Below are 14662 nucleotides of genomic sequence, written 5' to 3'. Positions count from 1 at the left end.
GCCCGCAGTACCTTCAGCCGTCGACACAGCCCCGTGGTCGGCGGCCCTCATAGACGAGTGGAGCTGACGTGAGTACGAGCATTGATTCGTTCGGCGCCAAGAGCACCCTCGAGGTCGGTGAGAACTCCTACGAGATCTTCCGCCTCTCGGCCGTGCCTGGCACCGAAAAGCTACCTTATGCACTGAAGGTTCTCGCCGAGAACCTGCTTCGCACCGAGGACGGTGCGAACATCACCGCCGACCACATTCGAGCCATTGCGAATTGGGACCCATCCGCCGATCCGAGCGTCGAAATCCAGTTCACGCCGGCGCGCGTGATCATGCAGGACTTCACCGGCGTCCCCTGCGTCGTCGACCTCGCCACCATGCGTGAGGCCGTCACCGCGCTCGGTGGCGACCCGAACAAGGTCAACCCCCTCTCCCCCGCCGACATGGTCATCGACCACTCGGTGATCCTCGACGTCTTCGGTCGCGCCGACGCACTCGAGCGCAACGTCGACCTCGAGTACCAGCGCAACGGCGAGCGCTACCAGTTCCTTCGCTGGGGCCAGGGCGCGTTCGACGACTTCAAGGTCGTCCCGCCGGGCATGGGCATCGTCCACCAGGTCAACATCGAGTACCTGGCACCCACCGTCATGACCCGGGGCGGCCAGGCGTACCCCGACACCTGCGTCGGCACCGACTCGCACACCACGATGGTCAACGGCCTGGGCGTGCTGGGTTGGGGCGTAGGCGGCATCGAGGCCGAGGCCGCGATGCTCGGCCAGCCGGTTTCCATGCTGATCCCGCGCGTGGTCGGTTTCAAGCTGACCGGTGAGATCAAGCCGGGTGTGACCGCCACCGACGTCGTGCTCACCGTCACCGACATGCTGCGCAAGCACGGTGTGGTCGGCAAGTTCGTCGAGTTCTACGGCAAGGGTGTCGCCGAGGTGCCGCTCGCCAACCGCGCCACGCTGGGCAACATGAGCCCCGAGTTCGGCTCGACCGCAGCGATCTTCCCGATCGACGACGAGACGATCAACTACCTGCGTCTGACCGGCCGCAGCGACGAGCAGCTCGCGCTCGTCGAGGCGTACGCCAAGGAGCAGGGCATGTGGCACGACGCGGACCGCGAGCCCTCGTACTCCGAGTACCTCGAGCTGGACCTGGGCACCGTCGTGCCGTCGATCGCTGGCCCGAAGCGCCCGCAGGACCGCATCCTGCTGTCGGAGTCGAAGGACGCCTTCCGCCGCGACATCGTCACCTACGTCACCAACGGTGCCGAGGCTGCACACTCCGCGCTCGACGAGGCGGTCGAGGAGTCGTTCCCGGCGTCCGATCCGGTCGAACACTCGACCGCGAACGATGTCGCCACGGTTCCGTCGGCCGCGAACGGCACAGATGGGCGTCCGTCCAACCCGGTTCAGGTCCGTTCCGCGGAGCGCGGTGACTTCGTGCTCGACCACGGCGCGGTCGTGGTCGCGGGAATCACGTCTTGCACCAACACCTCGAACCCGTCGGTGATGCTCGGTGCCGCGCTGCTCGCCCGCAACGCGGTCGAGAAGGGCCTCGAGACCAAGCCGTGGGTCAAGACCAACATGGCCCCGGGTTCGCAGGTCGTCTCCGACTACTACGAGAAGGCCGGCCTGTGGCCGTACCTCGAGAAGCTCGGCTTCTACCTGGGCGGTTACGGTTGCACGACCTGTATCGGTAACACCGGCCCTCTGCCGGAAGAGATCTCGAAGGCCGTCAACGACAACGATCTGTCGGTCACCGCGGTCCTCTCGGGCAACCGCAACTTCGAGGGTCGCATCTCCCCCGACGTCAAGATGAACTACCTGGCGTCCCCGCCGCTCGTGATCGCCTACGCGCTGGCAGGCACGATGGACTTCGACTTCGAGAACGACGCCCTGGGGCAGGACAAGGACGGCAACGACGTCTTCCTGAAGGACATCTGGCCTTCGGCCCAGGAGATCGACGACACCATCAAGTCGGCGATCAGCGAGGACATGTTCCGCAAGTCGTACGCGGACGTTTTCAAGGGCGATTCCCGCTGGCAGAACCTGGACACCCCGGCGGGCGACACCTTCGCGTGGGACGAGAACTCGACGTACGTCCGCAAGGCGCCGTACTTCGACGGCATGACCATGGAGCCCGCTCCGGTCACCGACGTCAAGGGCGCACGCGTGCTGGCACTGCTCGGCGACTCGGTCACCACCGACCACATCAGCCCGGCCGGCCCGATCAAGCCGGGTACTCCGGCCGCGCAGTACCTCGACTCTCACGGTGTCGAGCGCAAGGACTACAACTCCCTGGGCTCGCGTCGCGGTAACCATGAGGTGATGATCCGCGGCACGTTCGCGAACATCCGCCTGCAGAACCAGCTGCTGGACGGTGTCTCGGGTGGCTACACCCGCGACTTCACCCAGGAGGGTGCGCCTCAGGCGTTCATCTACGACGCGTCGCAGAACTACCAGCAGGCCGGTGTCCCGCTGGTCGTCCTGGGCGGCAAGGAATACGGTTCCGGCTCGTCCCGCGACTGGGCGGCCAAGGGCACCCGACTCCTCGGCGTCAAGGCAGTGATCACCGAGTCGTTCGAGCGCATCCACCGTTCCAACCTCATCGGGATGGGTGTGGTGCCGCTGCAGTTCCCGGCCGGTGAGTCGGCTGCGTCGCTGGAGCTCGACGGTACCGAGGTCTTCGACATCGAAGGCATCGAGAAGCTGAATGAGGGCGTGACGCCGAAGACCGTCAAGGTGACGGCGACGAGGGAGAACGGCGAGCGGGTCATCTTCGACGCCGTGGTACGTATCGACACTCCCGGCGAGGCCGACTACTACCGCAACGGCGGCATCCTGCAGTACGTGCTCCGCAACATGATCAAGAGCTAGTCCGCTAGCGACCGGCGTACGGCGGACTCGGCTACCGGCTGGGTCCGCCGTACGCACTGTCGGCACATGCAGTGTGAGACGAGGACGGGAAAGTGCCCAAGGTCAGTGAAGACCATCTCGCGGCCCGGCGCAGTCAGATCCTGGACGGCGCCCGTAGCTGCTTTGCCGAATACGGCTACGACGGCGCCACAGTTCGCCGTTTGGAAGAGGTCACCGGATTGTCGCGCGGGGCTATCTTCCACCACTTCAAGGACAAGGACGGTTTGTTCCTGGCCCTTGCTCACGAGGACGCGACCAGAATGGCCGACGTGGTCGCCGAGGAGGGCCTCGTCCAGGTGATGCGCGACCTATTGGCCCAACCCGAGCAGTTCGACTGGTTGGGAACCCGATTGGAGATCGCCCGCAGACTGCGCACCGATCCAGAGTTTCGCAGGAGCTGGTCGCAGCGCTCGGCCGAACTCACCGATGCGACCCTGGCCCGACTTGCGCGACAGAAGTCGGCGGGCCGCCTCCGCGACGATGTGCCCACAGATGTCCTGATCGAGTACCTGGACCTCGTGCTCGACGGACTCGTCGCGCGCATCGCATCGGGTCAGGCAGGCGACAACCTCTCGGCAGTGCTCGACCTCGTCGAGGAGTCGGTCCGCCGTCGCGACTGACCCGCATCAGTAGCGATCAGGCTAGCTGGATGAGCTCCAGGTAGTCCTGTGACCAGTGATCCTCGGTGCCGTCCGGAAGGAGGATGACCCGCTCCGGATCGAGCGCTTCCGCTGCTCCGGGGTCGTGGGTGACGAGCACCACGGCGCCGGTGTAGTTGCGCAGCGCATCAAGTACCTGTTCCCGTGAGACGGGGTCGAGGTTGTTCGTCGGCTCGTCGAGCAGGAGGACATTCGCCGCGGACGACACCAGACCTGCCAGCGCGAGACGCGTCTTCTCGCCGCCGGACAGTGTCCCCGCCGGCTGTTCGAGTTGCGGACCGCTGAACATGAAAGCACCGAGCAGCGACCGCAACTCCTGTTCGCCCGTGTCGGGCGCTGCGTGACGGATGTTTTCCCAGACCGACGCGTCGTCGTCGAGGGTGTCGTGCTCCTGTGCGAAGTACCCGATCTTCAGGCCGTGCCCTGGGACGAGTCTGCCGGCATCAGGCGTCTCGACGCCTCCGAGGAGGCGCAGCAGTGTCGTCTTACCGGCACCGTTGAGCCCGAGGACGACAACGCGCGAACCGCGGTCGATGGCGAGGTCTACACCGGTGAAGATCTCGAGCGACCCGTAGACCTTCGTCAGGTTCTCCGCCATCAACGGTGTCTTGCCGCATGCGGCAGGTTCCGGGAAACGGATCCGCGCCACCTTGTCCGACACCCGTTCGGCGTCGAGATCCGACATCAGTTTGTCGGCGCGCTTGGCCATGTTCTGGGCCGCAACGGCCTTGGTGGCCTTCGCACCGAGCTTCGCGGCCTGGGCACGCAGGGCACTGGCCTTCTTCTCCGCGTTGGCGCGCTCTCGACGACGCCGCTGCTCGTCGGTGGCACGCGCGTCGAGGTACTTCTTCCAGCTCATGTTGTAGACATCGGCCTCGGCGCGAACCGCATCGAGGAACCACACACGGTTCACCACGTCGTTGAGCAGTTCGACGTCGTGACTGATCACGATCAATCCGCCCTCGTGGTTCTGCAAGAATCCGCGTAGCCACGTGATCGAGTCCGCGTCGAGATGGTTCGTCGGTTCGTCGAGGAGCAGCGTCGTATCGGATCGTCCGCCACTCCCATCCGAGGCGGCGAACAGGATCCTCGCCAACTCGACCCGCCGTCGCTGACCACCCGAGAGGGTACGCAGTTGCTGTCCGAGAATACGGTCGGCCAGGCCGAGACTGCTGCAGATGCGCGCCGCCTCGCTCTCTGCCTCGTACCCGCCGAGTGCGGCGAAACGCTCCTCCAGGTTCCCGTACTTGCGGACAGCCTTGTCGCGCTCGACATCGTCGACGACCTCGGCCATCAGAATCTGCTGCTTCTCCATGTCCCGCAGCAGCGAATCGAGGCCCCGCGCGGAAAGCACCCGGTCCTTCGCCAGGACGTCTAGGTTCCCTTCCTTGGGGTCCTGCGGGAGGTAGCCGAGATCGCCGGTGCGCATGACCGAGCCCGCGTACGGTTCCCCCTCACCGGACAGGATGCGGAGCGTTGTCGTCTTGCCTGCACCGTTACGGCCCACTAGACCGATGCGGTCGCCCGGCTGCACCCGCAAGGCCGGCCCGGGGGCGGACAACAAGGTCCGCACTCCCGCTCGAACTTCCAGGTCGGTGGCGGTGATCAAACAAGACTCCTAGGAAAATGCCGCTCGCGCCGGCGAAACCCGCGCACAGAACACACGAATCAGCGATTTTACCGTGAAGTTCGATGACCCGAGAACGTCCCAACCGGTGATCTCCCTAACTCTGGTTCTGGTCGTGGTGGTGGAGGTGGAGGTGGACGGATCGAGCCGACCCCAAGTCCTCGAGTGGCTTGCCCTTGGTCTCACGCAAGAACAAGATGACGAACGGGGCAGAGAGGGCGGCGAATGCAGCGAAGATGAAGTACGAAGCCGACAGGCTCCACTCGGCCATGCTGGGGAACGTCACGGTGATCAGCCAGTTGGTGATCCATACCACCGAACCCGCGAGCCCGAGCGCCGCAGCGCGGATCCGGTTCGGGAACATTTCGCCGAGGAGGACCCATAGGACGACACCCCAAGTCGCGGCGAAGAACAGCACGAATGAATGCACAGCGAGAAGAGCAATGGTTGCTTGTGGGTTGGGCAGGAAGGCGTCGTCACCCTGCCCGACGAGGTAGGAGAAGGCCCATGCGGCCACGCCGAGCGAGATGGCCATACCGACCGAGCCGATCACACTGAGCCTCTTGCGCCCGATTCGGTCGATCAGCAGTATCGCGATGATGGTGCCGACGATGTTGATGATCGACGAGGTGAATGAGTAGAGGAACGAGCTCGAGGCGTCGATGCCGACCGACTGCCACAGTGTGGCGCTGTAGTAGAAGACGACGTTGATGCCGGACATCTGCTGGAATACGGCCAATCCAATGCCTATCCAGACGATGGGTAGCAGGACGGCGCGTCCGCCGAGGAGGTCGCGCAGTCGCGGTTTGTGGTCCGAGTGCATCTGGGTGTCGATGCGGGAGAGTTCTGCACCGAGATCGGTGCCTGCAGGTTCGATGTCGGAGAGCACGAGTTTCGCATCGGCGATCCGTCCTCGCGCGACGAGGTAGCGCGGTGACTCGGGGATGCGCAGTGCCACGAACCCGTAGACCAGTGCGGGCAACACTTCCACGCCGAGCATGATCTGCCATGCCTCGAGGCCGAGAAGTGGGCCGCGCTGGTCACCGCTGGCCAAGCCGAGAATCGCGAAGTTGACCAGCTGAGATATGGCAATGCCGAGCACGATCGCGGCTTGTTGGAGGGATCCGAGCCTCCCCCGATACTCTGCTGGTGCGACCTCGGCGATGTATGCGGGTCCGATCACCGAGGCCATCCCGATGGCAACTCCACCGAGGGCGCGCCACACGCTCAGGTCCCATACGGTGAACGGAAGCATCGAGCCGATACCGCTGATCGCAAAGAAGAGAGCAGCGATCTGCATGACGCGGGGCCTGCCGATGCGGTCGGCAAGCCGTCCAGCCGCCATTGCACCGGCGGCCGCACCGAGGAGGGCGATCCCGACCACGGTCCCGAGGGTGGCGGACCCGATATCGAACTTCCCACGGATACCTTCGACGGCGCCATTGATGACTGCGCTGTCATAGCCGAACAGGAATCCCCCCATAGCGGCGGCGGCGGAAATGAAGAATGCGTGGCGCAGGCGGTGTGCACCATGAGCCGTGGACGAGGCGGTGCTGACGGTGTTGGGCATTTCGTGTTTCCTGAGGCGCTAGACGGCTATAGGCGGGAATGAAGAGGTCGGGTGTGGTGACAGTCCTAGGGCAAACGGGATGGTCGAATCGTTTTCGGTGCGTGGATCGTCATGGCGGACTTGCGGTTTCCGGCCCGTTCGCCTCGGAGCAGTCGATGAGCACCTTCACCGCACCGGCTGCGGGATCGGCGAGCAGCGGCAGGGCAACAGCGACCGTGTCGTCGAGCGGGACCTGATGTGTGATCAACGGTTTGGGATCGACCGTTCCCGCCGCCAGAAGTTGAACGGCGGCACCGACGTCGTCGTCGTACATGTGCGCGACGGTGCCGAGTATGCGTCGTTCCCCGAGGACCAACGCTGGGATGCCGACCGGTTCGGCACCGCCGTGGAGCCCGACCACAACGAGGGTGCCGCCAGGACGAACGGCTCGCAGGGCCTGATCGAGCAGACCAGGGCTGCCCGTGCATTCGAGCACCGTGTCAATTCCCGGTTCGGGCAGTGCGGCGAGCAACGCCGTCAGTTCATCGGGATGGACTGGTCTCGCGCCGAACTGCTCCGCGAGGGTCAGGCGGTCGGTGCGGATGTCGACGACGAATACCGTTGCGGCACCGTAGCTGAGTGCGATCTGAGCGGTCAGCAGTCCGGTTGTGCCGCCGCCGAGGATGAGGACGGTCGAACCGACGACGCGCGGCACTTTGTCGAGGGCGCGCACAGCCACAGAAGTCGGTTCTGCCAGGGCCGCGTGGGCGGGGTCGAGCGAAGGGGGTACCGGTACACAGCGATCGGCTCGGGCGATCATGAATTCGGCCAATCCACCGTCGTCGTGCAAACCCAGCACCGTGAGTTGCGGGCACAGTCCCTCGTTGTGTCGGCTGCACCACCAACAGGTGCCGCAGCCGACGACGACATCGGGGATGACGACGGTGCCTACGGGGAATCCGCTGCCATCAGCGGCGGCCTCAGCGACGACGGCGACCATTTCGTGTCCGAGAGTTATCGGTGCCACGCGGCCGCTACCGGGGTGCGGTTCGGAGACCGGGATGGTTAGCGGTCCATCGTGGTACTCCTCGAGGTCGGAGCCACAAATACCGCACCACAGGACACGCAGGAGCGCTTGATCCGGGCCGGGTGTCGGCAACGCGACATCGACGACAGCGACGTCGCGGCGCCCGAACCAGCGTGCGGCCTTCATGGTGCGCTCCTTTCAGGGCATTGCGTCGGCTCGCTACCAGTCGTGGAGGGTGCCGTCAGGTAGGTAAGCGACCGGGAGATAGGCACTCTCGTAGGGGTAGCGGGAGGCGAGTTCCTCATCGAGACTGACTCCGAGCCCCGGCTCCTCCCCGGGGTGTAGGTAACCGTCGTCGAATCGGAAGGCGTGTCGGAACACTTCGTCGACGAGCGGTTGGTGCCGCATATGTTCTTGGATGCCGAAATTCGCTGCTGAAAGGCCCATGTGCACAGCAGCGGCAAAGTTGATCGGAGAAACGTCGGTGGGCCCATGAGATGCTGCGCGTACCTGATACAGCTCGGCCAGTGACCAGATCTTGCGAACGTGTGTAATACCTCCCGCGTGCACGATTGCGCAGCGAATGAAGTCGATCAGTTGTTCGCTCAGCAGCAGTTCCGTGTCCCAAATGTTGTTGAACACTTCGCCAATCGCGAGGGGAATCGTGGTGTGCTGCCGCACCAGCCGCAGGGCGGCGGGATTTTCGGCGGGGGTGACATCCTCGAGCCAGAACAGGTCGTAGGGCTCGAGTTCCTTGCCCAATCGCGCCGCTTGCTGGGGTGTGAGCCGATGGTGTGCGTCGTGCAGCAGCGGCAACTCCTGACCGAAGTGGTTGCGCAGTTGCTCGAATACCGACGGGATATGGCGCAAGTACGCCGAGGTGTCCCAGATTTCCTCGGAAGGACGGGCGCCGCGGTCCGCGGGTTCGTAGGTGGCAACGCCCGAGTGGCCGACCCCGTAGACCTTTTCCAAACCAGGAACGCCGGTCTGCACGCGGATGGCGCGATAGCCGAGATCGAGTTGCTCGTGTACCGAGTCGATCAACTCGGGCAGGTCTGCCCCGGTAGCGTGAGCGTAAGCGAGGCAGCCTGTTCGGGAAGCGCCACCGAGCAACTGATACAGGGGCAACCCTGCGACTTTGCCCTTGATGTCCCATAACGCCATGTCCACGGCGGCGACCGCGGCCATCGTGACCGGTCCCCGCCGCCAGTACGCACCCTTGTACAGATAGTTCCAGGTGTCTTCGATCCGACTCGGATCGCGGCCGATGAGCAGTGGACTGATGTGGTCACGCAGGTAGGACGCCACAGCCAGTTCGCGGCCGTTGAGCGTCGCGTCGCCGAGACCGATGATGCCGTCGGAGGTCGTGATTTTCAGGGTCACGAAGTTGCGGGTCGGGCTCGTGACGATGACCTGAACGTCCACGATCTTCACTGCGATTCGGTTCCTTTCGCTGCGCAACAGGGACTGCCACTGCCCTCATCGACGCCGCGATCGGCACGACGCGAGCACAGGCTCACGGCGGGAAAGCTGACCGTCAGCGCTGCAGGGAGTCGAGGCCGGCCACGTTCGCTATTTCCGGGAATCGGCCAACAGAGCAACAGGTGGTCTTACTGGTCTGACCAGTATTCTGTGACCCTTCCCCTCTGCTGTCAATACATCGAACGTGGATATTCCGAACTTTCAGCAATGATTGGGCATCCGGTGCCCGATAAGCGCATATTCAAGGCGTGACGTCCGCGTATACGACGGCGTACCAGCTGCCGGGCGGTGCGGGTGGAACGCTGGCATGCTCTAGGCAAGCACGCGTCGCCTAAGCAAGGTCGTGATCGATCCGAGCTACGTCGATGCCCCATGCGGTCAATACGTCGTCGAGCGGAACATCCAGATCCTCGCCGTAGAAGTCCAGTGCGAGCCGTAGATGCTCGGCCATGGCCGCGCGTGCCTTCTCCGCGTCTCGATTAGCGATCGCCTCGTAGATGGCCGCATGCCAAGGATCGCCGGCTTGCATCACTTGCCGGTCGCTGAGACTGCGCAGCATCAGCCCATAGACCAAGGAGCGGATGGCGCCGAACATCACTGCGATCACCGGGTTTCGACTAGCCTGCGCCACTGCCTCGTGGAATTCCAGATCGGTGCGCGCCAACTCGGGCAGGATGCGTGCAGCCTGGTGGCGGCGCAGTGCATCTCCGATTACCGCGATCTGCTCATCACTCCCGTGTGCGGCGGCCATTGCAGCCGCCTCACATTCGAGCATCGTGCGCGCGGACACGAGGTGCCGGGCCGTGACGTTGCCTCGTTGCGCCATCCTCGCCAGCGGCCGCGCCAGATCGCTGGTCGCTACTTCCCGCACAAACGACCCGCGCCCCGGAAATACATCGATGTAGCCACGTTCCTGTAAGCCACGCAGCACTTCCCGGATCACAGGACGACTTACTTTGTACTCGGCGCACAGAGCGCGCTCGGACGGCAGCCGGTCACCCACGGCGAGGGCGCCACTGAGCACTTGCTGCTCGATGTGGTCAAACACCTGTTCCTGAGTGAAGTACGGAATCCGTGCTGCTCCATGCGGCGCTGACGGAGATGCCATGGTGGGGAACCTTCCTCGGTGAGGCCACAAGGATAGACCGGTGCAACCGCAATGACGGCCCATTTGTCCGCGGGCTTCGCCCGGCTATGCAAGTGAACAGCGCCTTCGTCCGCCCCCTCGGTGGGATTGGTGCCCAGCGGCCGACCCGATCATAGCCACTCGAGGTGCACGCCCACCCGGGTACACCGATCACGAATCCTCGCCGTCCACGGTTGTGGCTTGCGGGACGCGCAGTGACGCACCCCCGTCGGCGAGCAACACGCTTCCGGTCATGTAATCGGCTGCATCGGAGCACAGCACCCCGACAGCCTGTGCGACCTGTTCGGCGGTCTGTAGGCGGCCGAGCGGGACGGCGGTAGCCACACGCGCCGCATATTGCGGTTCGGTCTCCAGTTGACGCTTGGCCATCCCGGCATAGACGATCCCCGGGGCCACGGCGTTCACAAGGATTCCGTGCTCAGCCAGTTCCGCCGCCATGCAACGGGTGAGCATTCGAACACCGGCCTTGCTCACCGAGTATGCGGCCACCTCCGGCCACGGCATCTCCTGAATAAAGGACGAGGTCAACACTATTCGACCCGGCTTGTGACGATCGATCATGATGCGAGCCGCAGATTGACCCACATGGAAGCAGCCCGTCAGATTCGATTCCAGTTGGGATTCCCACTGCTTCGGGGTGATCTCGAGAAAGGGGGCGGATTCGACGATCGCTGCGTTGCTCACCACCACATCGAGCGGATCGATCGACTCCAACGTCCTTGCAACGGCGTCCGGGTCCCGCACGTCCATCTGCCGATAGCAGACCTTTCCACGCGCACTCAGGTTGTCGACCACCGTCGCGGCGTGATCGTCTGCTGCAATATCCAGCAATGTCACCTCTGCGCCGGAGTCGAGCAGGAAGGCCGCTATCGCCCGGCCGATATCGCCGACGCCTCCAGTGACGGCAACTCCGAGTCCAGCAGGAATATTCATATGGCACCTCGGTTCGTAAGCAGCCCGTTCAGTGAGGGATGGATCGGGCGAACATCCAGACATCGCCTACTCGGTCCTACTGGTAATACCAGCCCTCGTCAACCGGAGACGCTCCCCTCAGTTCGACACCGCTGTACGAACAGGCCTACCCATCGAACGAAGCCCTGCCGGCAGGGGTCCTGATCGAATCCCCCATGGATTCCTGATCCACCTCGAATTCGCCGAGTCGACCGCCTCTATTTGGTCGGTGTGAGGGGGTGGTTTGTGTTCTTTGGTGAGGTGTGATGAGTGGTTTTTGGTCGGATTCATCGGGAGTCTAATATGGGTATTCTGTTATTCTTACCGTTCCGTCCCGGGCCGACTTCGATACTGAGTACTGATTTCCGGACCGGAAGTGGTGGATCCCCTATCGCGCTTCGACGTCCAATCAACGCTCGACTCACTACCGGCACGTAGTCGGCCACCAAGGAGCGCCCCCTCGCTCTCCCAGCGGATCACGTGCACTGATCCTCCACGACGCACCCCCGCCACCTATGGGGTTTGTGATGACGACGCCATCGCTCGTACCACTTCCCCACCCCATCGCTGTGACACCCTCTGCGCCTGTCTTGTAAGGGTCGGTGGTTGCAACATTCCGGTTTTTTGCCGCTTCCGTCACGGGCCGACCAACATTCGAGAGGTTTTATCGCGACGCTTGCCCGCTTGCCCACTCAGCCGATCCTCACGGCGAACAAGCTCGGGTCGTTCACACAAGGTGCCGGATCAGTCTGTCCAGTCCCTCGATCATGTCAAGGCGGAATACATCGAAACCGTCCCTCCGCAGCGTGCTTCCTGCAATAGTGGGCCGTTCGTATTTCGGGCATCGCACATCGCGAATGCGTATGCCCCTCAGAAGGAGACCGAGTTGAGCGACACAACCCTTCCCCGCCGCCGCACCATTTTGCGCGCGTTCGCCATGAGCCCGATGCTGCTGCTGGCGCCGATGAATCCCGCCGGCGCAACGGGCTCGTCGAGCCTGGGCAGCAGCGACTTCGCTGCCGGCAGCATGGGGCGCGGCGGTCTCGACACCGTGTCCGAGCCCAATTGGATGCGAGACCTTCTCGATTCGGCCAACCCGACTGAACTGTCCCTGGTGGGCACCCACGACACCATGGCCTACAGCGCGACATTGATAGGCGCCACCCAGGATTTCGACCTGGCCACCCAATTACGGGCCGGGGTGCGAGTGCTCGACATCCGCACCCGGCACTACCGGGATGCGTTCACGATCCACCACGGCATCGAATACCTGAACGCCAACTACACCGACGTCGTGCGAACTGTCTCCGACTTCTTACGCGAAAACCCGAGCGAGACCGTACTCATGTTCATGCAGAAGGCACACACCGAGGTGGAGAACACCCGGTCGTACGAGGACACGCTGAACTGGTACATCCACGAGAACCCCGACACTCGTGACCTGCTGGCCGAACACCTGTGGACGCCGCCCGCCGACTACGACGGTGCGATCCCGGACCTCGGTGAGATCCGCGGCCGATTCGTCATCATGCGGAGCTTCGACGCCACCGGTGTGTACGGGCCCAACTGGCGCCGCTATAAGGACAGCCAAAACGACTGGATACTCCCGAGTCTCACCGAGATGGACACCAAGTGGGAGAAGGTCCGCACCCATTTCGAACGCACCGCGCAAGGTTCGAACCAGACGCTGTTCATCAACGGCCTGAATGCAACCAGCGGTGAGGACCTCATAGCGATAGCCAGTGGTGTACTGCCGATGACCATCGCCAAGGGCGTCCCCGGTATCGAGGGAATTCTCGCCCGCACCGAGGAGTACCTGCGTGATACCGGCACCGGCCGCACGGGCATCGTAATGGCAGACTTCCCGACCGCCGAACTCGTCGAATCGGTCATCGCCCGCAACTTCAGCTGACCAGCGACGCCGACCACACTCCACTCCCCTGCGCTTCCGATTGGCGCCGTCCGATCCCTTTCCTACCGTGTGGAGACCGACTTCATGTTTTCAAGAGACCTTGTCGAGTCGATTGGAGGTCGGGTGGACTGTCGTGGCTGTGTTATGAGTTGGTCACGGGTAGATTCGGTATATTATCCTGTTCCGTCGGGGTCCGACGCTGGAACTGGTCAACCCGTGGCAGGCTGTCGGCGTGACGACTAGCGCGCGCTCATACGTGTGGGACGTCGCGATCGTCGGCCTCGGACCGGCAGGCCGCGCACTCGCTCACCGCTGCACTGCTCTTGGACTATCGGTCGCCTCGGTGGATCCGCTCCCCCAACGATCGTGGACCGCAACATACGCAGCCTGGGAGGACGAACTCCCCGATTGGCTTCCACGCGACGCTGTCGCCTCGAGAGTCGCTAGGCCGGTGGTCTGGACCAGGCGGCGACACACCATCGCTCGAACCTACTGCGTTTTGAACGCACCAGTACTGCAATCGATGCTCACGAAGGACTCGGGCACTGTTTTCACAGGTAGGGCAGTCAGCCTCTCCCCTACTTGCGTACACCTGACCGACGGCTCAGCTCTCAAGGCTCGCGTGGTGGTCGATGCTCGCGGAACCGGGGCCGGCGCCGACCTCGCGCAGCAGACAGCGTACGGCGTGGTCGTCGAGCCCGATCTTGCAGCTCGAGCACTGGCCGGCGAGGACGCCGTGTTCATGGACTGGCGCCGCGACAACGGCGCACCGACCTCTGCCGCACCGTCCTTTCTGTACGGTGTTCCACTCGCCCGAGACAAGTACCTACTGGAGGAAACCTGCCTAGTCGGCCATCCACCAATTCCTTTATCAGTATTGACTTCTCGCCTCCACCACCGACTACGAGCCAGAGGGGTGGTCGTTCCGCCTGACTCGCAAGTCGAAAGGGTCCGGTTCGCCGTCGAACCACCGCATCAGGCAAGAAACTCTTGCTCATCAGGGCTCGTGCCGTTCGGTTCCCGAGCAGGGTTGATGCATCCTGGAACCGGCTTCAGCGTGGCGACGTCACTCGAGTACGCGGATGTTCTCGCTCGGCACCTGCGTGATGGGTCAGCAGAAGGTCTGTGGCCGTGGCGCGCTCGCGTTGTTCACCCTCTTCGATCGCTCGGTCTCCGGGTACTACTGAATCTGGAACCGGAACAAGTCCCTGAGTTTTTCGAGCACTTCTTCGACCTACCCATCCGACTACAGACGGCATACCTGTCCGACCGTGCGAATCCGCGCGGAATGCTGTCTGCGATGCGCAAGATGTTTCTGGCTTCCTCGAGCGATATCCGCCGTGAAATTCTCACTTCGGCCTTTCGCCGGGAAATTCGATGAACGCTCACGAAAATGCGG

General features: G+C 63.5%; 10 protein-coding genes. 4 read left to right on the top strand and 6 right to left on the bottom strand.

Annotated elements, in window-relative coordinates:
- Positions 1 to 68 precede the first annotated feature (68 nt).
- Together AB0I57_RS08390 and AB0I57_RS08385 are read left to right on the top strand one after the other, a co-directional pair.
- Positions 69 to 2870 carry an aconitate hydratase gene (locus AB0I57_RS08390; protein WP_358332434.1) on the top strand — a complete coding sequence of 934 codons (2802 nt, stop codon included), beginning with the start codon at positions 69 to 71 and terminating at the stop codon, positions 2868 to 2870.
- A gap of 92 nt (positions 2871 to 2962) precedes the next feature.
- Positions 2963 to 3529 (top strand): helix-turn-helix domain-containing protein, encoded by a 567-nt coding sequence (locus tag AB0I57_RS08385; protein ID WP_358332431.1) that lies wholly within the window; start codon positions 2963 to 2965, stop codon positions 3527 to 3529.
- Between the two features lie 16 nt (positions 3530 to 3545).
- Here the strand turns inward: AB0I57_RS08385 and AB0I57_RS08380 are convergent, their stop codons facing one another.
- The 6 genes from AB0I57_RS08380 to AB0I57_RS08355 form a co-directional block, all read right to left on the bottom strand.
- Complete coding sequence (locus AB0I57_RS08380; RefSeq protein WP_358332428.1) at positions 3546 to 5177, bottom strand: ABC-F family ATP-binding cassette domain-containing protein; 1632 nt, start codon at positions 5175 to 5177, stop codon at positions 3546 to 3548.
- A 115-nt stretch (positions 5178 to 5292) separates the two neighbouring features.
- On the bottom strand, positions 5293 to 6765 hold the full coding sequence (locus AB0I57_RS08375; protein ID WP_358332425.1) for a sugar porter family MFS transporter: 1473 nt from the start codon (positions 6763 to 6765) through the stop codon (positions 5293 to 5295).
- Between the two features lie 109 nt (positions 6766 to 6874).
- Positions 6875 to 7957 carry a zinc-binding dehydrogenase gene (locus AB0I57_RS08370; protein WP_358332422.1) on the bottom strand — a complete coding sequence of 361 codons (1083 nt, stop codon included), beginning with the start codon at positions 7955 to 7957 and terminating at the stop codon, positions 6875 to 6877.
- 33 nt (positions 7958 to 7990) lie between these two features.
- Positions 7991 to 9205, bottom strand: coding sequence for a D-mannonate dehydratase ManD (gene manD, locus AB0I57_RS08365; RefSeq protein WP_358332419.1), 1215 nt, complete (start codon positions 9203 to 9205; stop codon positions 7991 to 7993).
- Between the two features lie 379 nt (positions 9206 to 9584).
- Entirely contained in the window at positions 9585 to 10361 is a 777-nt protein-coding gene (locus AB0I57_RS08360) for a FadR/GntR family transcriptional regulator (protein ID WP_358332416.1), read from the bottom strand.
- Positions 10362 to 10550: 189 nt separating this feature from the next.
- Positions 10551 to 11333 carry an SDR family oxidoreductase gene (locus AB0I57_RS08355; RefSeq protein ID WP_358332413.1) on the bottom strand — a complete coding sequence of 261 codons (783 nt, stop codon included), beginning with the start codon at positions 11331 to 11333 and terminating at the stop codon, positions 10551 to 10553.
- Positions 11334 to 12237: 904 nt separating this feature from the next.
- On the opposite strand from AB0I57_RS08355, the gene AB0I57_RS08350 reads away from it, so the two are divergent.
- Together AB0I57_RS08350 and AB0I57_RS08345 are read left to right on the top strand one after the other, a co-directional pair.
- A complete protein-coding gene (locus AB0I57_RS08350; protein ID WP_358332410.1) occupies positions 12238 to 13263 on the top strand; it encodes a phosphatidylinositol-specific phospholipase C in 1026 nt (341 codons plus the stop codon).
- Between the two features lie 232 nt (positions 13264 to 13495).
- Positions 13496 to 14644: a lycopene cyclase family protein gene (locus tag AB0I57_RS08345; RefSeq protein WP_358332407.1), complete on the top strand. Its 1149-nt coding sequence runs from the start codon at positions 13496 to 13498 to the stop codon at positions 14642 to 14644.
- The last annotated feature ends 18 nt before the right edge of the window (positions 14645 to 14662 follow it).

The organism is Rhodococcus sp. NPDC049939 (genome assembly GCF_040656415.1).
Lineage (GTDB): Bacteria > Actinomycetota > Actinomycetes > Mycobacteriales > Mycobacteriaceae > Rhodococcus_F.
Note: the sequence above shows the minus strand (reverse complement) of the source record. Positions and strands in the feature narration are given on the sequence as shown.